The 23951-nt window shown below is 51.3% G+C and carries 10 protein-coding genes; 9 read left to right on the top strand and 1 reads right to left on the bottom strand.

Translation table 11 applies throughout. The annotated features are described in order from the left end of the window. Nucleotides 1-19: 19 nt before the first annotated feature. Both NSQ73_RS19960 and NSQ73_RS19955 read left to right on the top strand, forming a co-directional pair. On the top strand, nt 20-2077 hold the full coding sequence (locus NSQ73_RS19960) for a hypothetical protein (protein WP_340987844.1): 2058 nt from the start codon (nt 20-22) through the stop codon (nt 2075-2077). After that, nucleotides 2077-6708, top strand: coding sequence for a hypothetical protein (locus NSQ73_RS19955; RefSeq protein ID WP_340987843.1), 4632 nt, complete (start codon nt 2077-2079; stop codon nt 6706-6708). The genes NSQ73_RS19960 and NSQ73_RS19955 overlap by 1 nt, the downstream gene beginning before the upstream one ends. An 806-nt stretch (nt 6709-7514) precedes the next feature. On the opposite strand, the gene NSQ73_RS19950 is transcribed toward NSQ73_RS19955, so the two are convergent. Next, entirely contained in the window at nt 7515-7877 is a 363-nt protein-coding gene (locus tag NSQ73_RS19950; RefSeq protein WP_340841233.1) for a DUF3221 domain-containing protein, read from the bottom strand. A gap of 276 nt (nt 7878-8153) precedes the next feature. On the opposite strand from NSQ73_RS19950, the gene loaP reads away from it, so the two are divergent. From loaP to NSQ73_RS19915, 7 genes are all read left to right on the top strand, one after another. Further along, on the top strand, nt 8154-8738 hold the full coding sequence (gene loaP, locus NSQ73_RS19945) for an antiterminator LoaP (RefSeq protein ID WP_076244315.1): 585 nt from the start codon (nt 8154-8156) through the stop codon (nt 8736-8738). 423 nt (nt 8739-9161) lie between these two features. Beyond that, the gene (locus NSQ73_RS19940) at nt 9162-10421 is read left to right on the top strand and encodes a hydroxymethylglutaryl-CoA synthase family protein (protein WP_340987842.1); all 1260 of its coding nucleotides are present in this window, start codon (nt 9162-9164) and stop codon (nt 10419-10421) included. After that, nucleotides 10418-11185: an enoyl-CoA hydratase/isomerase gene (locus tag NSQ73_RS19935; RefSeq protein WP_340946763.1), complete on the top strand. Its 768-nt coding sequence runs from the start codon at nt 10418-10420 to the stop codon at nt 11183-11185. The genes NSQ73_RS19940 and NSQ73_RS19935 overlap by 4 nt, the downstream gene beginning before the upstream one ends. Nucleotides 11186-11188: 3 nt before the next feature. Then, a complete protein-coding gene (locus NSQ73_RS19930; protein ID WP_340987841.1) occupies nt 11189-16612 on the top strand; it encodes an AprA-related methyltransferase in 5424 nt (1807 codons plus the stop codon). Between the two features lie 19 nt (nt 16613-16631). Further along, entirely contained in the window at nt 16632-17894 is a 1263-nt protein-coding gene (locus NSQ73_RS19925) for a hydroxymethylglutaryl-CoA synthase family protein (RefSeq protein WP_340987840.1), read from the top strand. A 5-nt stretch (nt 17895-17899) separates the two neighbouring features. Then, nucleotides 17900-18649 carry a polyketide synthase gene (locus tag NSQ73_RS19920; protein ID WP_340989337.1) on the top strand — a complete coding sequence of 250 codons (750 nt, stop codon included), beginning with the start codon at nt 17900-17902 and terminating at the stop codon, nt 18647-18649. A 4-nt stretch (nt 18650-18653) separates the two neighbouring features. After that, nucleotides 18654-23942: a type I polyketide synthase gene (locus NSQ73_RS19915; protein WP_340987839.1), complete on the top strand. Its 5289-nt coding sequence runs from the start codon at nt 18654-18656 to the stop codon at nt 23940-23942. Nucleotides 23943-23951 lie beyond the last annotated feature (9 nt).

Here is a 23951-nt window from a genome sequence, read left to right as displayed (position 1 = left end):
TAGGAGAGGATGAGAGAAAATGAATGAAGATGGATTGAAGCTTTTGATCTTGGGCCAACATATCGGGATATCGCAAATAAATAATCAAAATAGTACCATAAATCAAATTTTTGATTATTTGGAAGCTTGGCCGGACTCTCCTGATTTCACAGGGGATACGAATAAGGGAGACCCTTATGTGGAGCCATCTGTCTCATGGTTAATCGCCTTGCTACTGGAAAGTGATTGGATAGAAATGAAAGTTTTATTTTTAGACCCGGAGCTTTATGGGATGAAAATAAAATCAAAATTATATGATGGAGTAAATATCGATATTTCATACCGGAAAGTGGATGACAATTTAGGTCTGTATCAGATCGATTATCAGTTGCCTCCAGCAATTCGTAGACAATTAATTGGCGCCTATACAGTAACATTCCCTAATATCGGCTTAGAGCTGTATACAAACGGTGATTTCCAATTAGACCTAGGCTTTCCGTGGAATCTTGATTTTTCAAGGTCATTCCAGATCGAAGGATATATTCCGCCTGGAATTCCTGTACTTGGGTCCGGTGGTATGTACCTTGGAAGGTTTAAGGAAGCCAAATCAGATTTATTGCCGCCCGGCGATACATATGGCGCGGTTCTTACCTTTGGTTTTGGTATGCAGGTGGGGATTGGAAAGTCTTTTGAACTGGGAGCGCTGAAGGCTGGATTTTCCTTAACGGTTGTAGGAATACTTGAAGGGATATTAGCTCCGATCAAATCATTCACTACTCATCCTGCATCGTCTGCTATACCAGCCGATGCATTAATGGATGATAAATACTATTACAATGTGCAGGGTGTTGTTGGCATTGTAGGTAAGCTGTTCGGCACCGTTGATTTTTGTGTGATCAAAGCCGATGTTAATGTGGATTTATCGCTTTTATGTCAGACCACTATTGAAGTCAACAAATCTATTCCCATTGAATTGAGCGCAAATATAGCTGTATCTGCATCCTTGCAAATTGGTTGTAGATGGTTTAAATGTACCTTGCATTTTTCATACAATGCTTCGATAAGTGAATCGATGACAATTGAGACTAAAGGCGGAAACCTGTTAACAATACCATATGAAGCCATGAAATGGGGAAACCTTGCCCCTTCTAATGTTCCAAAGAAATTAACCGTTTACTTAGTTCCTGTGGTGACTAAAGGAGGTGGCTGGGAGGCCGCAGCTTCATTTGTAGTAACATTAATGATTGAAGCTGAAAAAATTGCCGGTTCAAGTAGCGGAACGCTAAGCTCACTGCAGATTCTCTCGGAGTTGATTTTATTGGAGCTGATTGCTGCGCTGCGGGTGGAAGGTCCGTTGAACGAAGCAGAACTTCTGCGAGATAGTGTCACTTTAGCCGAGATCAACAAATTAGTGTGTAAACTGACAGAGACCAAAGAACAATTCCCAATTCCGCCGGAACAGCTTTATGACATTTTTAATAATCATTTTGATTTACAAATAAACCTGAAATCAGCTGCGGATGATGATTTGTTGGACAACCTGGCATTCTTTCCGATGGTACCCAAATTGTCTCTAGAAGTAACTGGGGAAATTCCAATAGATTTTGAAGAACATAACAAACGAAACGAGACAGATATTCAAAAATTTAAAGAACAAATTAACCGGATGAGAGTAAGCTATGAAGCCAATTTATTCGAGCAAGGCTCTCCGAACTTGTGCAGCAGCAGCAATTTCTTGGAGTTTGATAAATCCGGATCAACCATAGTCTGGTGTGACTATTTCGCAGGAATAGCCGGAAGTATGGCTAAAATCAGTCAAGAAATATTCAAGGATCAGGGAAATCCGGACAATATGCTCATTGCTGATTTATTAGATAAATTACAAAAAAAAGAAGTATACAAGCATCTCACTGGTTTATTAAGCCGGCAGTTTTTCCATGGCCTTCGATTCTCCACAGGCCCTGCAGATCATGGAATGGGACTTTATCAATTGACCGGCCAGCAGGTAGATTTAAGTGCTGTTCCGGATGAGGGCTTTGAATTTTCATTAGAAAATAAGGAAAACCTAAAATGGATTACACTTAAGGAGGAGCACTAATGGCGAAGCTGACATACAAATTTGACCAGAAAGATATCGATAGAATTAACCAGATAAAGGATGCCGCCCACGATATCAAAGTAAACCATTTTATTGTCAATCCTTCCGCACCCTATACACCGAATACGTATCCTTTTGTCTCTTCAAGTACTTGGGAACCTGCAGAACCAATTGTATTTCCTGACTTTAATATTGAGCCACCTGTTCAAATTTGGTCATTTCCAGCCAGTTTATCCATGCTTTCCAAAGAAAATGCTTCAGATCAATTGCCGCAAGTGAAAATTATGAAGAAAAAAAATGAGGGGAACGCAAAGCCAAGCGCTGCTGACAAGTATGCTTGGATGACACAATTTACTTTTCGTATTGCACGTTCAAAAATGGTGGATTCAATTAAAATGACCCAGCATGCGCACCGGATTATTGGCATCGATCCCAAAGATATTGGATTAGTTCAGAATTGGCTTGAATATTTCAAAAAAAATAATAATAACGCCAATGATATTCTCTATGCCGGGATTCTATTCCCAAATAAAGAGTCTGTTAACATCGGAAAACTCTTTTCCAGTAAGAAGGCCAATGTGGATATTACGATCCATGGTTTACAGACGGAAAATCATCCGCCTGCAGATAGCTTCGTTCAGGAGCCGAGAGTCTTTTATGATGGGCTTGTTCCATTTGTTGAAAAACTGTTGAGATGCACAACAGCCTCTGACGGAAACTTATATTATTATGACGAGGATGCGAATTCAGGCTTGGAATCGGCATTCAAAGATGGGGAAGACACCACAGTATTAAGGTTTGTGTGTATATATAATAACATCGGTTCCCATGACCGTATTACAAGATTCGTAAATAGTACTGTTATCGGAGAAATTATCGACCCGACTACAACAACTCTTTATGCAGAGGCTGTACAAGTACCCGCACACCATGTTTTCAATGCGTCGGATTCTTTATTCGGCCTAGCAGATTATTATTACATGGGGTTAGTCCGACTGGCTGAATTCTGCGTAGACGTTATGCTTCAGCCTGGGATGATCATACATATTCCGAAGGATGGTATTTATGAAGTAAAAGAAAACTCAATAAACCTGGATGACATAGTAAGCTATACACAAATGGATCCGCAAGCCATAAAAGATTGCAATCTGGATACCATTGATTGGGATTTAGATCTTGATGTAGGCAGAGCTATCTTTTTACCGTCCTTGGGGCTTGAAATTAAAATAGGCGATACTTTGGGTTCTCTTTCTAACTATTACAATATTGAGTTAGGACGTATTGCTGAAGCCAATAAAATGCTGACAGGCCTCTTTGCTGCGGGGAGCGAACTAGATTTTGTTGCAGGTCCAGTATTACGCGCTTGTTTTGAACCCGGTGGAACAGTCTCCTGTGAGACCAAAAGAGATGTCCCGCAGCAAATAGCCAATATTCAGCTTATGTCCGCAGAAGAAGAGCATTTCTATATCGAACAGATGTTTCAACTGTTGAGTTTGCGTGTAAGGGGAAACGATTATTTCTATCAAAGCGACTATTCCTTAACTATAGGGCCAACGGAACCTTTGTCCAACGGTCTGGAGGATCTCAACTACTCAAATCCCAAAATCAAACGGGCGGACGATGATGATGTCTGGATTTATAAGCACACACTTCCGTATTATAGATATGCCAAACCCCAACCTTCCCTACCTGGTGGGAGCCCTCTGTTGCTTTTAAATTCAAACCCTTATTGTGGGATAGGCGGTATTGTGCAAACCGACTTTGAATGGTTGGACATCTTTGGCAATATGCTTAACTCAAGTAAGAAGCCCGGTTCGACAGCTGTTCCTCCGGTAAGAGTGGGTTATCAAAATCAGTTAATTGCTTTGGATCAATGGCCGAGCGTAACCAGCTCTTATAAGGTAACAAAGGGAATTAAACTTCCCCAGCAACTGGAGGTTACATTAGATTTTAATATTGAAAAATACAAGCCCGATGAAACTAAAGTATTGATTAACAATCAGGAGATTCCAGCCCATATTGTGTTGGCCCAGATGGATCTCTTAGTCTTTCAGCAACTAAGTGAGCAAATTAAAGACGCATTCGATCCGGAGAAGCCAGATCAAGTTGCATTTATTGTCGAAACCTCCATGTTAAATAAAGAATTTACTTTGAGTAAGTTAGGATACAACGTGTCTATTAAAGACTGGATTGGTGTCATCCAGTGGTATCTCTCTGATATTATTAAGAACAATAATTCAGCAGATATCTATCCAGCACCATTAACTATGCATCTTGAATTTGACATGAAGGACTCTCTTTGTTCTGACCTGATGTTTGAGCTTGTCACAACGTTTCGTATGGGTCGAAACAAGGAGAAGGTCCGTGGGGCTTACCTGGACATGAATCCCGTGTATGATGTCAAAACGGTTATATTGCCCAAAATAAGCACACAGGATTTTGCGGCTGATTTTGAGAGGGCACTTCAGGGGGATGGTTATCGTGTTAAGCTAGCCTATGGAATGAATGATCAAAATCAATATTCAGCATCCGGCAGAGAATCAATTTGGGCCATTCGTTTGGATGAAAATCAAATTAAAGGAATTGGATTTAACTTGTCACATGAACCTGCTTCAGTTTTTACTCCAGCACCGCTAAATACTGCTTTAATTACACGTCAAGCTAAATTTACTTATAATGAAAGTGACGGGGAGATAAAAGAAGCTGAAACAAAAGCCGACCGTGATATCATGCTAGATGAAGAATTAGGCAAGGTCTTAGTGGCTATCGAGGAGATGTTGTCACCAGAATATGCTGCACCTGTACGCTTTCTGGACTACCATTCCCAAGAAAAACTAAGTTTTATTAGCAAACTTACCAAAAGTAAATCAAACTTGGCAAAGAAGTTAATTGCATTTCTGGGCCCTGTTACTGATGTCACAAATATTGAAGGGTTAAAGAAAGCTCAGGATGATTTTGAACAGAAGCTTTTGGCCCAACTGCCCAATTTTTATAAAATTAACGCTGTAGTGCAAAAAAAAGCGGTTATTGCGGAAGAAGTAATCAACAGCGAACTAACTCCTCAATTCTATGGAACTTTTAAATCTACGGCAGTACCTCCGCTGCCACTGACACTTACTTCCTCAAAGCTGCCTATCCGAAAAAAGAACGCTGAGGACGTTCCTTTTTTGACTACTTTTGTAAGTATCACACGGCCGATTGACAGTGAACCCACCACTTCTTCAAACGTTATATTAACACCAATATATTCGGTTACGCATATTGAACATAATATAAAGAAACTACCCACAGATAATTACCGGACATCCAAATGGCTGAAATTTGTTATTCCCGAAGAAAACACCTTATCTCAGCACTTTACAAAAAAGGTACCAGTAATTTTAAGAACGTATCCGGCTAAGCCGATATTGACGCAAACGTATAGCAGACAAAATACGAGTCAATGGCCGGAGGTTCTGAACAACGCTTATGAAGTTTCAGTTCGCAGGGAAATCCATCCTCCCCAAGATGAAATAAAATTAAACCTGAAGTTTAATCAAGAAATCAAAGAAGCCTTCTTTTTGGATGTATCAGAAGATTTAGCAACCCAATTGGTTCGATTTAATGATGTATATTCTCAATTGAAGCAAGTGTATAAAGAAAACCTTGGTTCACTGAGTGAGAGTGATGTTTTGACGCGTGGTGATGACGATGAGCAAATTAAAAAGTCTAGGTTTGTTTTGGGTGCTTTATTGAGCTCAGTTGAATCAATAGATAATGCATTGGGCGCGACAATTAGTTTAAGAAAATCTAAACCTTCAGCGCCGGATGCGGATTACAGTCTGATCATTAGTGATGTTAGCGGAACAGATACGAATAAATATAGACTCAAAGTGTTGTCGGAACCGATACTTCCACCTAATCTCGATTTGGTGCTGGATAACGGTAAGGACAATGGTGAAAAAGCGTGCACGGATAAAATTCCTGTCTCAGAGAAGGAAGTTGTTTTTGAATTTGAGCTGTCTACGGATCAAGCTCAATCGGAATATCCCATCCGGCGATTAAAGCTGAAGGACCTTCACCTTGTACAGAAACAAAGTGTTAATTGTACCGCCTCAATCATCCGCAATGCCAATCTGCTGGGACCGGATGAGCCAATCAAGGAGACCTATATCTATCGAACACCTGAGATTAGTGATTTGACACCAATTGGTCTGACTGTAGATTATAAGGAGCCTATAAATGCATGTACACTAAGCGGAGGAGGAGCCAAACAGTCCATTGCCGCACATTTAAATTCACTATTTGAAACCATATTCCATTATTATCCAATAATTAAGGCTAAGGTAGTCATTGAGAACTTTTATGGTTACAGCCTTGAGAATGAGCTTATTAACATTGAAACGGTAGCCGCAAAACATGAGGCGGAAATTAGCAAGGATAGCACTGGGAAGCTGAATTATGAAACAATAAGCGAGTTATTTCAAACGGGTAACGAAGCTTGGCTGAAATCACTTCCTCATAGTACGAAAGACGGATACTTACACTTTAATATAACCGTGATGTCTGCAGTATCCAAACATCCTACACCACTGTTGCGTCTACACAATTATCAAATATCTTTAGAGTGCATAAAAGGGCTGGTTCAATGAATTATTGAAGCGCACAAGGCTGCGGATTGATGGTTGAATCGGCAGCCTTTCACACATGGAACATCAGCGACTGTAATCAGCCGGCAGGATTTGTTCATAGCCGGTAAAATGAAAAATCTCAAAAAATACTGTACGTTATGTCATCGGGGCTGACCCAAAAGCCATGTAATAGCTGCTTGGGACGCCCCCTTTTGTGTTGGCAACCAGAGTGAATTAGACCGCTTATATAGAGTGGATACAATCATTGAACAAATGCGAAGCTCATCCAGATTGTCAGTTTCTCTCTTTTACCAATGATACCTTGATTAACTTTGCGGACGAGATGTTGCGGGTCTGAAGAAGACACCGACTTCCGGCAAGGGGACCTTCAAACATATCCATCCATAAAATTACGTGATTTATTTTAATGAATAGTATGTATATTATACAGTTTCTTGCTGTTTGGAGGATTTATCGACTTCTATGGGCCGATATAAGTGTTTATGAACGCTGTAATACCTCTTTTTCACCTATGGTGGATCAAAATCCAGTATTAAATAAGGTTTTTCAGTCTTCCTTTTAGCAGCTTTGGTGATCCACCACGACTCATTAAAAATGACTACTTTCGCAACGGATTCTGCCAAGTGCTTTAAATAGGAGAATTATTTAATGATTCCCGGTGAGGCAATTCCCTCATCGGGAATTTTTGTGTGGAGCAGCTTTCTCGAAATACTAATAGTGGTTGTGAGTAGCTTTAGTCTCACATCAAAAAAGCACCGCTTCTTATTAGAAACGATGCTTTGATCTGCTGGATTTTATTTATTGAATCAATTACTAATTTTAGTGATTTTTTGGGCGGTTACTTGTGCCGGATAAGAATCATCACTTGCAGTATAGGTTATTTCAAGCTCATCCCCTTGTTTGAATTTAGAGGGAGAAACTTTACTCACCCAAATGATCTTAGCGTATTCACTAGAATTGAGAAGTTCTTTGTAACTCTTCTTCAAATCCTCTTCTTTTAAGCCAGATATAACTAGCAGTCTTTTATTTTCTATATCTATTGTGTGTACAGTTCCAATAAATACTTCAGCATCCTTATTACAAGAAGTAAGCAAGAACAAACAAATGAAAATTAAGATAGGAATTTTATTAAGGATAGTATTTTTAAAGATAGTGTTTTTTTGGACCATTGATTTCTCCTTTTAATTTATGACATTTGATGAGGGATATATACTGGATTTCTGTTAACATCAGAATGTTCAGAAGCAAATGCTGCAAATAAATGAAGAATTAGAAATAGCGCAATGATTCTAGTAACTGATCGTTGAAGACTCCTAACCTTTGGTATATAATGAGTAAAATAGCAATTATATAATTTCTTTTCTAATATGTTGATTATAACAAGTTTGGGCATTCATTCACCGGAAAGTCCGCCTGTCTCTAATCTTTTACTATTGGGGGATATTATGAGCTGGTACGTATTATTCGTTCGAAATGGCTGCGAAGACCGTGTGAAGTCATCTCTGCAGCGGCTATTTTCCGGAGAGATGCTCCGCTGCGTCGTTCCCAAGAAGCAAATTTCGGAAAGAAGAGCCGGTCAATATGATTTAATTGAAAGACTGTTATTTCCGGGCTATGTGTTCATCCAGACTCAAATGAATTACTCTACCTATTATATCCTTCAGAAGAACCCCCATGTCTACCGGTTATTAAACTACTGCAGCCGCAAGGATCTTATCTATAAGCACCAAGCTATGAATGATTTGGAGAACTCTGAGGAGCAGTATTTTAAGCAAATACCGGAAGAGGAGATTAGTCCTATATTGGGGCTGCTCGATCATGACGATGTGGCGGAGAATTCTAGGGTGTATTTTGAGAACTCCCGTATGAACGTCGTGTCGGGCCCCTTAACTGGAAAAGAGGAGCTCGTCACCAAAGTTGACAAACGCAAAAGGCGCGCGAAGGTCAGTCTTCAGTTGTTGGGCGGTGGGAGAACGATCGATTTAGGAATTATCCTTTTGGAGCCGGAAACGAATCTTGTACAGGAATAACTTTAGCTAATGAAACCGGAAGCTGTATAACCGATGTTTCGGCACGTTATATGGCAACCGATGGATATAGGATAGAAATGGTAGTGCCTTCCGGAAGGAAGCATGAAAGGGCGAAGCTGTCGACATTATGAATTCCAAATTTCAATACATATATGTAAAGACTAGACACACCTGTGTCCGGTCTTTTTATTTTGTCCGGGAAAGGGGAATGCGGCAGTATCGTTCCGGCAGTGAACCCTAAGGGGGCCCTGCCAAAGGAAAGGAGGCGAGCAGCTCTGTCACCATAAGTATGATTTGGAAGCGTAAGGCGTTACGGATGGGGCTCGTCATGCGCTGCTGCCCGACCGGGCTCTAGCGGAATGAATACGGCTATATGTCTTAGCAGATACGAAGAAACTTAAAGCAGAGAGGGCGAGGAATAGAATGCCTGTCGGAATTGAAGCGTTGAATATCTATGGAGGCTCCGCCTTTCTGGACGTGCTGCAGCTGGCCAAGCATCGCGGATTGGATACAACCCGGTTCGACAATTTGATGATGAAAGAGAAGGCTGTCGCGCTGCCGTTCGAAGATCCGGTCACCTTCGGCGTGAATGCGGCGAAGCCGCTAGTTGATGCGTTGCCGCCGGAAGCAAAGGATCGGATTGAACTGCTTATCACCTGTACGGAATCAGGCATCGACTTCGGCAAGTCGATTAGCACATATATACATCATTATTTGGGTCTGAACCGGAACTGCCGGTTATTCGAGATCAAGCAGGCCTGCTACTCAGGCATCGCGGGCCTGCAGACGGCCATCAGCTTCGTGCTGTCCCAAGCATCGCCAGGTGCGAAGGCGCTCGTCGTGGCGACGGATATTTCCCGCTTCATGACTGTGGAGCCGGGGGAGGTGCTGACGGCTGATTGGTCGTTCGCCGAACCGAGCGCCGGGGCCGGCGCTGTTGCTGTGCTGGTCAGCTCCCGTCCGTATGTATTTCAGATCGACGTAGGGGCGAGCGGATATTACGGCTATGAAGTGATGGACAGCTGCCGCCCGGTTCCCGACAGCGAAGCCGGCGATGCCGACTTATCCTTGATGTCTTATCTGGACTGCTGCGAGCAGACATTCCGGGAGTACAAAAAAAGGGTGCCGGAAGCCGATTACAGGGAGACCTTTCAATATCTCGCTTTCCATACCCCTTTCGGGGGAATGGTGAAGGGCGCCCACCGGTCGATGATGCGGAAGCTGGCCCAGGCGAAGCCGCCTGAAATTGAAGCGGACTTCCAAAGGCGGGTCAGGCCCGGCATGGTGTACTGCCAGCGGGTAGGCAATATTATGGGCGCGACGGCCTTGCTCTCGCTGGCGAGTACGATCGATCATGCAAGTCTCGATACGCCGGGCCGAATCGGCTGCTTCTCTTACGGCTCCGGCTGCTGCTCCGAATTTTTTAGCGGAGTTGCTTCAGCTAAGGGGCAGGAGCTTCAGCGCGGTTTCATGATCGGCCAACAGCTCGATGAGCGTTATCCGCTATCGATTGACGAATATGAATCGTTGTTCCAGCCTGCGAACGCGCTTCGATTCGGCACGCGCAATCTGAAGATTGATCCGGAAGTACTGCCCGCCGCACTGAAGTCTGTAAGCGGGAGTGCACGCCTCGTTCTGGAGGAAATCCGGGAATATCACCGGGAATACAGGTGGACCTCATGAACTATGACACGATTAAAGTCCGGGTTGAGGGGCAGGTCTGTTATCTTCAGCTGTACCGTCCGGAAGCCGGCAATACGATAAACGACCGGTTGGTCGAAGAATGCTCACACGCCCTGGCGCAATGTGAGGAAAGTGCGTCGGTCATTGTACTGGAAGGCATGGACGGTATTTTCTGCACGGGTGCTGACTTCAAGGGTATACATGCCAAGCTGACAGCGGGGGAGCCGCTGGACAATCGTCCGGAGCCTTTGTATGCCCTGTGGCAGAAGCTGGCGACAGGTCCATTCATTACGATTGCCCATGTCAGAGGCAAAGCGAACGCCGGAGGGGTAGGCTTCGCAGCCGCTTGCGATATCGTGCTGGCAGACGAGAAGGCGGAGTTCAGCTTGTCCGAGCTTCTGTTCGGGCTTTTTCCTGCTTGCGTATTACCGTTTCTCATTCGGCGGACGGGCTTTCAGAAGGCTCATTACATGACCCTTACAACGAAGCCGATTCCGGTACAGGAAGCGCATGCGTGGGGGATTGTGGACGGGTACGGCCCGGACAGCGAAATGCTGCTCCGCAGGCATTTACTCCGGCTCAAGAAGCTGCCGAAACCCGCGATTGCGCATTACAAAACCTATATGAACGAGCTGCGCGGGATATTGACGACATCCAAACCGTTAGCTTTGGCGGCTAACGAGAAGATATTCGCGGACCCCCGGAATCTGGAGAAGATTTACCGCTATGTGGAGAAGGGACAATTTCCTTGGGAGGACGAATAATCTATGCTGACGATATTGAACGATTATAGCAATGGCTATGTAGCCATTCCCGTCATTGCAGCATGCAGCAAGCAGGGACTTTTCGCGGAGCTGTCCTTGACGGACCCGGTTTCTTTTCAGGAGCTTTGCGGGAAACTGAACGCCAACAAGGGTTTTTTACGCATCGCGCTGAACATGCTTGAATCGATGCATTGGGTGGAGAGAAGCGAAGGGGATGCTTATATCCGTACGGCTTCGGCCGATGTTCATGAACAGATGCGGGAGGAAGGCGTGCCGCTGTTGTCTTTTCCGATGAAATCATATTTAAAAAGAAACCCATCCAAGCTCACACTGGAGCATTGGATCGAACGGTCGGAGCGGCAGTGGGATATGCAGGACCCGGTCATGGCCCGGTTTATGGACGGCTTGCTGGTGATTCCGCTCCTCCTGACACTGAAAGAAAACGGCCAGCTAAGCTACGGGCAAGACGGAAGCAACACGCTGCTGCTGAAGAACATGGGGGCGCGCACCCGTAAGGAGATTAAGCGTTACTTTTCACATCACGGCTGGCTGGCGCAAGTTAAGGAGGAGGATTGCCTGACTGATACGGGCCGCTTTATGGTGGACCGTATTTTCATTACCGCGGCGATGGCCGCCTACCGGCCGATGCTCATGAGTATGGACGAGATTCTGTTCGGGGATTCCAGGGCGGTCTTCGGACATGACGGGGAAGGGCATGAGCTGCATATCGACCGGACGTTGAATGTCGTGGGCAGCGGATTTCAGCATGAGAAATATTTCTCCGATATGGAGGAAATCGTCCTGGCGATATTCAACCGTGAGCCGCTCGCGGAGCAGCCGAAATATATCGCCGACATGGGATGCGGGGACGGCTCCCTGCTGAAGAAGATGCATGCCATCATCCGGGATAAAACGGTCCGGGGCCGGCATTTGCAGGAATATCCGCTTAAGCTGATCGGCATCGATTATAACGGGAAGGCGCTGGATGCGACAAGCCTGACCCTGCAGGGGACGGAGCATCTGGTACTCAAGGGCAATATTGGCGATCCGGCCCAGGTGATCCGGGATTTGAGGGAGCTGGGGATCGGGGACCCGGAGCATATTCTGCATGTCCGTTCGTTTCTCGATCATGACCGCCCCTACCTGCCACCGGCAGATCAGGTGTCGGCCGCTGCCCGCTCGCGGGTCCGTTTCGACCAGCCGTATACCGATTCGGAAGGGAATGAAATTCCGGGAACCGACGTGTTTCAAAGCCTGGTGGAGCATCTGGAACGCTGGGCATCCGTCATGGGTAAGGACGGTATAATCATCCTGGAGGTACACGGCCTGGAGACGCGGACTGTACGCGATTATATAAGTAAATGCGAAAGCTTGCATTTCGATGCCTACCACGCTTTCTCCCAGCAGCTTCTTGTAGGTGCAGAGCAGTTTCTAATGGCCGCATCCGAGGCGGGCTTGTTTCCGGATTCTAATTATTTCCGCAAATACCCAAAGACGATGCCCTTCGGCCGTATTACCTTGAACCGGTTCGAACGGAGAGACTATAGAATCCGGTATGCCCGTCTGGACGATATGCCGGCTCTAGAGGAGCTGGAGGAGGCATGCTGGGCGCCTGATCTACGGACGCCGCCCTCCTCCATCCGGAGCAGATGGGAGCAGGACCCGGCGGGTCAGCTTGTCCTTGAAGTGGATGGGAGAATAGCCGGAGCGGTGTACTCCCAGAGAATTGGAGCATCCGGGCAGCTGAGGCAGGCTTCCTTCGGCCGGTTGGAAGAGCTGCAAGAAGAGAATGGGCCGGTAGTCCAGCTGCTTGGACTGAACATTCTGCCAGGGATGCAGCACCGGAATTTGGGGGACCAGCTGCTGGAATTTATGCTGCTGCGATGCAGCCTGATTAGCGGAGTGCATACCGTAGCAGGCATTACCCGGTGCAAGAATTACTCGCGGAATACCGGGGTCCCGCTGGAGGATTATATCCGGCTGCGCAACGAGCATGGCAGCCCGGCGGACCCGAATTTAAGATTTCACGAATGGCATGGGGCGGAGATCAAGCAATTGATACCGGGCTACCGGCCGCTCGATACGGCGAACGAGGGTCAAGGCGTCTGGATCGAATACGATTTGCAGTACCGTCATCAGAAGCATAAGCATGCACCATCGCCTTCGCCTAAAGAAGTGAAAGCGTTACCCGCGGCCAAGATGCCGCTGCCGGCCAGAAATGTCCCATCCCGAAACGGCTTGATCCGCGACTACGTGACGAAGGTTATCGGTCTCGTCCTGGGGGGCGGTCAAGAATTCTCCATGGACCAGCCTTTGATGGAGATGGGACTGGATTCGGCGGATCTGCTGGAGCTGAACGAACGAATCAGCCACGAGTTTTCTGTCCGACTGGAGCCGGCCTTTTTCTTTCAATATAATACGCCGCAGCTCATCGTTGCTTACTTGGAGGAGCAGGCTGCCGCCCGGGAGCCGCAAACCGAAGAGGAGGTTGCCGCAGTGAAGCCTGTTGATGCTCCGGATTGCACGGATAACGGGAACCTGCGTCAAGCTGCTGCCGGGAATGGTGAAGCGGCACCGGATAACGGTATCGCTATCGTTGCCGCCGCCTGCCGGTTTCCCGGAGGCGTGTCCAATCTGGATGAACTGTGGGAGCTGCTGCAGGAAGGAAGAAACGCCGTCGGGCGTATGCCGGCCGGCAGATGGGAGTGGCCGGATTCCGTTGATACGGCTCAATCCCATAGGGGAATCGATAGGGGCGGTTTTTTGGATGATGTTTCGGGCTTCGATCCTTCGTTTTTCCGGATCTCCCCGAAGGAAGCCGAATGGATTGACCCGCAGCAGCGTCTGCTGCTTGAGCTTGCCTGGGAATGCTTCGAACACGCAGGTTATCCGGCCAAGGAGCTGGCCGGTAGCGATACGGGTGTGTTTATCGGGGCCAGCGGCTCTGATTATCAGCGGCTGCTGGATAAGCACGAGGTTTACTACGGTCCCGGCGCTTCTATGGCGGCCCTGCCGAACCGCCTTTCGTATTATTTTAATCTGCATGGTCCGAGCCTGTTGATCGATACGGCCTGCTCCAGCTCGCTTGTAGCCATACATGAGGCCGTACGTTCCATGACTGACGGGGAATGCGGGCAGGCGCTTGTGGGCGGCATCCATCTGATGTGCCACCCGGCCAACAGCATCACCTATTACCAGGCGGGGATGCTGTCGAAGGACGGCGCCTGCCGCACGTTCGATGCCGAAGCGAACGGATACGTGCGCGGGGAAGGAGCCGGCATGGTGCTGCTGAAGCCGCTTGATCAAGCGCTGCGGGATCAGGATACCATCCTTGCCGTTATCAAAGGCACGGCTGTTAACCATGGCGGCCAGGCCGGCGGACTTACGGTTCCGAATCCGGCCAAGCAGGCCGATCTGGTAGCCGCCGCTCTTCTTAAGGCTGGCTTTGCTCCCGAAACGGTCGGCTATATCGAAGCGCACGGAACGGGCACTTCGCTCGGTGATCCGGTGGAGATAGGCGGCTTGAAGGAGGCGTTCACCAGGCTGTCCGGCGGTAAAACGGAGGATTCCCCGCAGCCTTACTGCGGTTTAGGCTCGATTAAGACGAATATCGGACATCTAGAGGGAGCTGCGGGGATCGCCGGGCTGCTTAAGCTTGTGGTCAGCATGCGGAACCGGAGTATTCCGGCTTCACTGCATTTTCATGAGCTGAATCCGCATTGCTCGCTGGACCAGTCCCCCTTCTTCGTTGCCTCGGAGCAGCAGTCCTGGCCTTTGCCGGAAGGTCATCCGCTGCGCAGGGGAGGCATCAGCAGCTTCGGGTCCGGAGGTACGAATGCCCATGTGCTGGTGGAAGAAGCGCCGGAGCGGAAGATTCTGTCCCCGCTGGACCGTTCACACGAACTGCTGTGCATATCCGCTAAATCGGAGCAAGCGTTACAGAACCGGGCGAGAGATTTACTGCTATGGCTCGAACGGAATGGAGAAGCGTACGGGATTGCCGAAGTATGCGCCGCATTGCTGAACGGCAGGGAGCATTTCGCAGGGGCACGGGCCGCCTTCGTCGTTCAAAGCCGGGAGGATATGAAGGATAAGCTCGAGGGGCTGCTTGAAGGACGCGATTCGGGCGGGTATTTCAGTGCCGGGCACCTTGGCGTGAATGGGAAATTCCGCCGTCAACCGCTCTTCGAAGAGCTGGGACAAGGCATTATCAGGGAAATAGAATCGGTACGGGGCGCGGCCCTGGAGAACGGCCTTCATGCGTTGGCGGAGCTGTACGCCGCAGGCTACGATCTCGATTGGCAGGCGATGTACACCGGCGTTCCCGTTCCCCGGATTGGACTGCCGACCTACCCGTTCCAGCGGGAGAGGTATTGGATTGGTGACAGAAGGGGCAAAGTGGCCTCGGAGCAGCAGCCGAAAGCGCCGGACACTGCGCCGGTAGGGTACGAGTCCGGTTCATACCCGGCTGTCTCCGCTCCGGCCGCGGCAAAGCCGCATGTAGAGCCGCAGACGGCTTCAACGGCTGAAGCCCGCACGCAGGAAGTTTCGGAGCTGCGGGGGATAACAGCGTTGCGGCCGGTAACCGAATACGGGTCCAAGAGCACCGTACAAGCGGCAGACCGTTCCAGACCTTTCATCTCGCTCAAGTCTTCCTCCGAATTGCTGCCCCATACCGCCGGAGCGTCCAGCGGCAGGGAACCGCAGCGCAGGCCGGACCTGTGCGAAGCCGGTAACGAGCACGCGTTACAGGAAGAACTGACACTTAGCTTGGCTGAGGCGCTCTACATGAAGCGCAGCGAGATCGACCCGGGCGGGAAGTTCGTTGATTTCGGGCTGGATTCCATTATCGGGGTCGAATGGATTCAGACCCTTAACAAACGGTACGGCACGAAAATTCCGGCAACGAAAGTGTACGAGTATCCGACACTACGGGATTTTTCCGGGTATTTGGTTCAGCTGATATCCGCATCATCCGAGGGGCATATTGCTGATCTGCCGAAGGAGGAAGGGGTCCTTCACCCGCCGGTGTCCGCTCCATCCGCAAGGCCGTCCGATCTGCTGAAGCAGCTGGCTGTAAGCTTGGCGGAAGCTTTGTATATGAAGCCTGAAGAGATTGATCCTTCCCGGAAATTTGTTGATTTGGGGCTGGATTCGGTCATCGGCGTGGAATGGATTCAGACGGTTAACCGCCTGTTCGGCACAGCAATAACGGCAACCCAAATCTACGCCTATCCGACGCTGTATGATTTTGCGGAATACGTTCAGGAAACGCAGGCAGAAAAGGAAGGTCCGCCTAACGCGGGCACAGCTGAGGCCGAGCTGTCGGTCGACGAGATATTGGGAAAGGTATACACGGGGACGCTCGACAGCGGCCAAGCCGGTCATTACTTGCAGCAGCTTCGCTATACGGGAGCTTCAAAATAAACGATGGGAGTGCGATACGATGGTCTCGGTTGGAATCGAAGCGATGAATGTGTACGGCGGGTCAGCCAGCCTGGATGTTCTCGAGCTGGCCAAATTCCGCAGCCTGGACACCTCCCGGTTCGAGAATTTACTGGTGAAGGAAAAAACGGTGGCGATGCCCTACGAGGATGCCGTTACGTTCGGCGTCAACGCCGCCAAACCGCTCCTCGATGATATGACACCGGAGGAGATCGGGCGGATAGAGCTGCTTGTGACTTGCACGGAATCGGGCATCGATTTCGGCAAATCGCTCAGCACCTACATCCATCATTATTTGGGCTTAAGCCGGAACTGCCGGCTATTCGAAATCAAACAGGCCTGTTATTCCGGTACAGCAGGATTCCAGATGGCCGTCAATTTCGTATTGTCGCAAACCTCGCCCGGAGCCAAAGCGCTGGTGATCGCGACGGACATCTCCCGGTTCTCGGCAGCTGACGCCGCCGAGGCCGAAGGGGCGGACTGGTCGTTCGCTGAACCGAGCGGTGGCTCGGGTGCAGCAGCGGTGCTGGTCGGCGAGAATCCGGCTGTATTCGAAGCCGATATCGGAGCGAACGGTTATTACGGATATGAAGTGATGGATACCTGCCGCCCCGTTCCGGATACGGAGGCGGGCGATGTGGATCTATCCTTGCTCTCCTACCTGGATTGCTGCCAGCAAACGTTCCATGAATACAAAAAGCGGGTAATCGGTGCGGATTACCGGAGTACGTTCCAATATCTGGCCAGCCATACGCCATTCGGCGGAATGGTCAAAGGTGCCCACCGCACCATGATGCGAAAGGAAGCAAAGGCGGGGCAGGCTGAAATCGAGGAGGATTTCCTCCGGCGTGTTATGCCGGGAATCAGTTATTGCCAGCGGGTAGGCAATATTATGGGGGCGACCCTGTTTCTGTCTCTCGCCGGCACCATCGACCAGGGCAGCTTCGAGACGCCGGGGCGAATCGGCTGTTTCTCTTACGGCTCGGGATGCTGCTCCGAGTTTTATAGCGGTGTCGTGACGGCGGAAGGCCAGCGGCGGCAGCGGCGTTTCGGCATCGAACGGGCGCTTGGCGAACGTTATCCGCTGTCAATGGCGGAATACGATGAGCTCTTGCGGGATACGCAGGCGATCAAATTCGGAACCCGTAATGCGAAACCCCATTCACAGCTGATCCCGGAGGCTTGGCAGGCACTGCGGGGCAAAGGCCGGCTGGAGCTTGTGCAGGTCCGGGATTATCACCGTGAATACAGCTGGGGGGTCTGATGGCAATGTTCTCTTCGGTCGTTCGGCTGGATGAAGCGGAAGCAGGCATTTTCCAAATTACGATGGAGGATCGTGCTAACCGGAATATGTTCTCCGGAGAGCTGATCACCGGGCTGCGGTCGGCCTTTGCGGAGATCGATGCCAATCCGGACGGCAAAGCGGTCATTCTGACCGGATACGACAGCTACTTCGCCTCCGGCGGTACCCGTGAGTCACTGCTAAGCCTTCATGAAGGCCGCGTCCGGTTCACCGATCTCGATGTGTACAGCCTGGCCTTAAATTGTAAAATCCCGGTGATATCCGCCATGCAGGGTCACGGAATTGGCGGCGGATTCGTGCTCGGGTTATTTTCAGATATAGTCATTCTTAGTTTGGAAAGCGTATACAATACCAATTTTATGAAATACGGCTTTACGCCCGGCTTCGGCTCCACGCTGATCGTACCCCGTAAGCTGGGCATGAGCCTGGCGCAGGAAATGCTCCTCAGCGCAGGCAGCTATCGGGGCGCGGAGCTGCAGAGAAGAGGTATTCCGTTCCCTGTACTGCCAAGGAATGAAGTGCTGGAGCATGCGTACAGCGTGGCCAGACAGTTAGCGGAGAAACCAAGAATATCCTTAATAACGCTCAAAGACCATTTGACCGCTTCTTTGCGCAGGGAGCTTCCGGAAGTTGTGCAGCAGGAGCTTGACATGCACACCAAGACGTTCTTTCAGGATGAAGTGCGGGACCGGATTATGAACTTGTTCGGGAATTGAATTTATGGCAAAAGAGGGAATGCCGATGAATGCGGAACAGATATTGCAGGCGCTGATGCGAAAGGAAATCCGGCCGGATGAAGCCAAGGCGCTTCTGGCATCCGGCAAAGGACAGACAGCCGCAGCCGAATCGTATACGAACATAGACGGGCGGCGGAATAAGCCTGCGGACCGGACGGTTGCCGGCCGGGAAGCCATCGCGATTGTCGGAATGTCCGGCAAATATCCGGAGGCTGACGATTTGCCGCAGTATTGGGACAATTTGTCGGCGGGAAGGAATTCCGTCAAGGAGATTCCCCCGTCGCGCTGGAATACGGGCAACTACTACAATCCGCATCCTCAAAAAGGAAAAATTTATGCCAAGTGGCTGGGAATGCTCGAAGACTTTGCGGATTTCGATCCGCTCTTTTTTCATATATCGCCGACGGAAGCGGAATGGATGGATCCGCAGCACCGGTTGTTTTTGCAGGAAGGGTACAAGGCGTTTGAAGACGCCGGATATAGCCCGCAGCGGCTGGACGGCATGAAGTGCGGTCTATATCTCGGCATCATGAGCAGCGAATATGGGGCGCTGTGCAGAGAGAGAGGAAAGGCGGACATGTCTTCCGGCTTTGGCTTTGCCCATACGACGGGAAGCAGCCACGCCATAGCGGCCGCCCGCTTGGCTTATTACCTGAACCTGAAGGGGCCGGCAATCCCGATTGATACGGCTTGCTCCTCCTCGCTTGTTGCTGTTCATCTGGCCTGCCAGGCGTTATTGAACCGGGAAATCGATATGGCACTGGCCGGCGGCGTGAGCTTATATTTGACCCCGGAAACGTACGTTTCGATGTGCGATGCGGGCATGCTCTCACCTGACGGGCAGTGCAAAGCCTTCGATAACAGTGCCAACGGGTTCGTACCCGGCGAAGGAGTCGGCGCCATCGTCCTGAAACGGCTGGGAGACGCAGAGGCGGATGGTGACTCCATTTATGGTGTCATTCTCGGATCGGGCATCAACCAGGACGGGAGAACGAACGGCATCACCGCGCCGAGCTTGAGCAGCCAGATGGAGCTTGTGCGGGATATCTATGAGAAATACGGCATTGATCCGGAGAGCATCGGTTATGTGGAGATGCACGGAACCGGCACCAAGCTGGGCGATCCGATCGAGCTTGAGGCAATATCGGCCGTATTTAAGGAACGAACGAACCGTAAAGGCTATTGCGCTATCGGCTCCGTGAAAAGCAATATTGGCCATACATCCGGGGCAGCCGGCATCGCCGGCATCCAGAAGGCCGTGCTGCTTATGCGTCATAAGAAGCTCGTCCCGACGCTGCACTACCGGGTGCCGAATGAGCATTATTCCTGCGAAGATTCGCCGTTCTATGTGAATACGGAGACGAAGGACTGGGAGAGCCGCGAAGGAGCGCCGCGCTGCACGGCGGTCAGTTCGTTTGGCTTCAGCGGAACCAATGCCCATCTTGTCCTTGAGGAATATAACGACAAGAGACCTTCCGCCGGGACGGGCGTTCAGCCGTTGTTCGTGCTGTCAGCCAAAAGCGGTGAGCAGCTGGCGGACTACGCCCGAAGCCTGGCTGTTGTGATCGCTTCCCGGGAGCAGATCGATTTGGCCGATGTTGCCTATACGCTGCAGACTGGCCGTGATGCAATGGAGGTACGGCTTGCTTTTCAGGCGGATTCCAGAAAAGCGGTTATTGATGCATTGAACAGTTACCTGTCTGCTGGCGGGGGAGACGGTATGATTACAGGCCGCGCACTCACCGACCGGCGCCTGCTGGAGCAGGAGCTGACACCCCTGATGAACCACTGTATCCGGCAAAAGAAGGCGAAGCCGGCGCTTGAGCTGTGGGTGCAAGGGGCGGCGGCGGACTGGGACGCATGGTATGGGGACCGCAAGCCCCGGAGGATCAGCCTGCCGACGTATCCGTTCCTGAAGGAACGGTATTGGCTGCCGCCTGTACAAGGTGCCGGGGGCATCGCGGCGGCGGAACAGCACCAGCAGGAGGCGCAGCGTAATGGCGAAGACGCGCATGCGGGGCGCAGCCTGCGGATGCTGCGGAAGGAATGGGAGCCTTGCCCTCTCCGGGCAGAGCCGGGCAGCAACCGTGGAACGGTCGCCATTCTGGCGTCGGAGGAGACGAAGCCGTTAGCGCTGCTGCTGTCGCATAAGCTTGCTCCGGCCCGGATCATCGGCCCCGAGCAGCTGCGCGGCGAGCTGGACAAGCCCGCACCGGAGCAAGCGGTCTATTCGGGTCTCATTGATTTAATCGGCTGCGGGAAGCAGCGGAGCGGTGAGGCGGAAGACTGGATAACCTGGCTTCAGCGGCTGGTCGAATTCGGGAGCCGGGACGGTCTGACGCTGATCTGCGTAACCCGGGGGCTGGAGGCGGAGAATGGCCCGGCCAATCTGCCGGGTGCTGTGCGGGCCGGCTTGTACCGGATGCTGCAGAGCGAATACAGTCATCTTCGTTCAAGGCATGTCGACTTCGGGCCGGATTGCGGCGAGCCTATTATGGCGGAGACGATTGCCGCCGAGCTGCTGGCGGATAGTGAGGAGGCCGAGGTGCGCTACCTAATCGGGACGCGGTACCGCGCCTGCTTGGGTGAGCTGCCTATGGATAGCGGAGAAGCGACGCCCGCCTCGTTTCCGGAAGGGCAAACGCTGTGGATTACCGGGGGTACCCGCGGCATAGGGGCGCTCTGCGCGAAGCACTTCGTCAACCGCCGGGGTGTTAGGCGGCTGGTGCTGACGGGGCGGGAAGCATTTCCGCCCCGTCAGCAGTGGGAGGCATACGAGGCGGATGCAGACAGCGCGATCGGGCGGAAAATCCGGACCGTAAGAGAACTCGAGGCACTGGGCGCCGAGGTGAAAGTGCTGTCCCTTGATCTGACCGATGAGGAGGCGGTGCGCCGCTGCTTCGATGAAGTCAGAGCCGCGTGGGGCCGGATCGGTGGCGTGCTTCATTGCGCCGGGATCGTCGATCAGGAGACGCCGGCGTTTATCCGGAAATCAGGCAGCGGCATCCGGGAGGTGCTGGCTCCAAAAACAGCAGGGCTGGATGTATTGCTCCGCTGCATGAAAAGCGAGCCGCTGCAGTTCTTCATGCTGTTCTCGTCCGTGTCGTCCATTGTGCCGGCGCTTGCATCCGGACAGAGTGATTATGCAATGGCGAATGCTTATATGGATTACGCGGCACAGGCATGGTGCGGGGAAATCCCGGTTGTCAGCGTCCAGTGGCCCAATTGGAAGGAAACAGGCATAGGCGAAGTGAAGAGCCGGATTTATCAGCAAAGTGGTCTGCTGTCGCATACGAATGACGAAGGCTTAAGGCTGCTGGATCGTATTCTAGCCCGGGGCCTTGGACCGGTCGTGCTGCCGGCCGTCATCGATCCGCAGCGCTGGAAGCCGGAACAGCTGCTGCTGCGCAGCCTGGGGAGCGGGCAGGGGGAATCGCAGTCTCAGCCTGTGCGGCAGGGGACGGTCCATAATAACGGACAAGACGGGAGAGAAGGCCTTCTGTATTCCGTGTCGGCACTCTTGACCGGCATCTTTGCGAAGGAACTGAAGCTTGCACAGTCGCGGCTTGATCCCGATACGCCGTTCACCGAATACGGCGTCGATTCCATTATGCTTGCCCAGGTGCTGCGAACCGTACGGCAGTCGGCCGGCATTGATCTGGACCCGTCGGTATTATATGAATATCCGACTATCCGCCTGCTGTCGGAATGGCTGACGGATAAACACGGCGCATCGTTCTCCCTTGGGGCAGCAACGAATCCGGAAGAAGAAGCTTCGGATAAGGACAAGGGTATTCTCGGAGCGACGTTAAACGGCCGGGAGAATCAGCCGGTTCAACCGACTCCCGCACCAAAATCAGACCCCGTTCCTGCCAAGGCAGTGAGGACAGGAACGGGGCCGGCCGATATCGCGGTCATCGGCCTGTCCTGCCGTTTCCCGGGAGCGGAGACACCGGACGGCTACTGGCGGCTATTGTCAGAGGGAAGGTCGGCGATCCGAACGGTAACCCGGGATAACTGGACGGGTGGAGCAGCTGATTATGCAGGGCTGCTTGACTGTTCGCGCACGATGCCTGCCTCACATTTCCGCCTGTCGGAGGAAGACGCGAACGCGATGGACCCTCAAGCACTGCTGCTGCTCGAGGAGAGCCTGAAGGCATGGCATCATGCAGGCTATGTGCCGGAGGAGATCAAGGAGCGCAGCATCGGAGTCTATATCGGCGCGCGGAGCCGGCATGAGCCGGACGAAGCCAGCCTGCTCCAGGCCCGGAATCCGATTCTGGCGGTTGGAACGAACTATTTGGCGGCTAACATTTCGCAATATTTTGACCTTCGGGGTCCGAGTGTGGTCTTGGATACGGCCTGCTCGTCGGCGCTCGTCGGCTTGAACGTGGCGGTACAGGCACTGCTTGCCGGCGAGATCGAATGCGCGCTTGTCGGCGGTGTCAGTCTGCTCGTATCCGATAAATCGCACCGGCTGTTCCGGCAGCGCGGCATCCTGAGTCCTGAGCCGCAATTCCACATCTTCGACGGGAAAGCGAGTGGCGTGGTGCTGTCGGAAGGAGCAGGAATCGTACTGCTTAAGCCTGTAGCGCAAGCGCTGATAGACGGAGACCGGATTTATGCGGTCATTAAGGGAGTTGCCGTGAACAATGACGGACGGACAGCGGGACCGGCCGCGCCGAATTATACGGCGCAGACAGAAGTGATGCGCCAGGCACTGGCCCGGAGCGGCAAGCAGCCGGAGGAGATCGGCTACATCGAAGCGAACGGGTCAGGATCGGAGGTGAACGATCTGCTGGAGCTGAAGGCGACCCAAGCCGTGTACCGCAAGGCAGGCGGACCGCCTCTTTGCATCGGGTCTGCCAAGCCCAACATTGGACATCCGCTGTGTGCAGAAGGCATCGCCGGCTTGATTAAGCTTGTCTTGATGCTGGACCGCCGGGGGTATGTTCCGTTCCTGTCCGGCCATACGCCGATGAAGCATTTCGATATCGGCGCTTCGCCTTTTTATTTCAGCAGGGAGCATCAGGAGTGGGCGGGTCCCCGTACCGCAGCGCTGAACTGTTTTGCGGATGGAGGCACGAACGCGCATATCATCCTCGAAGGCTGGGAGGAGCTTCGCGGGCCGGATGCGCTCCGCCGTCCGCTGCCGCTGCCGGCTATGGAGCCGGATGGAGGGCCGGGCGCCACCACCGGGCTTGAGGGGACTGACGATTCGCAGCCGGGTGAAGCGGAGAGCGAACCGATCATCTGGGAATCGTACGCCTAAAGGAGGATC

This window comes from Paenibacillus sp. FSL R10-2736, from assembly GCF_038000245.1.
Taxonomy (GTDB): Bacteria; Bacillota; Bacilli; order Paenibacillales; family Paenibacillaceae; genus Paenibacillus_AQ; species Paenibacillus_AQ phytohabitans.
The sequence above is the reverse complement of the archived record's forward strand: the minus strand, read 5'-3'. Positions and strand labels throughout refer to the sequence as shown.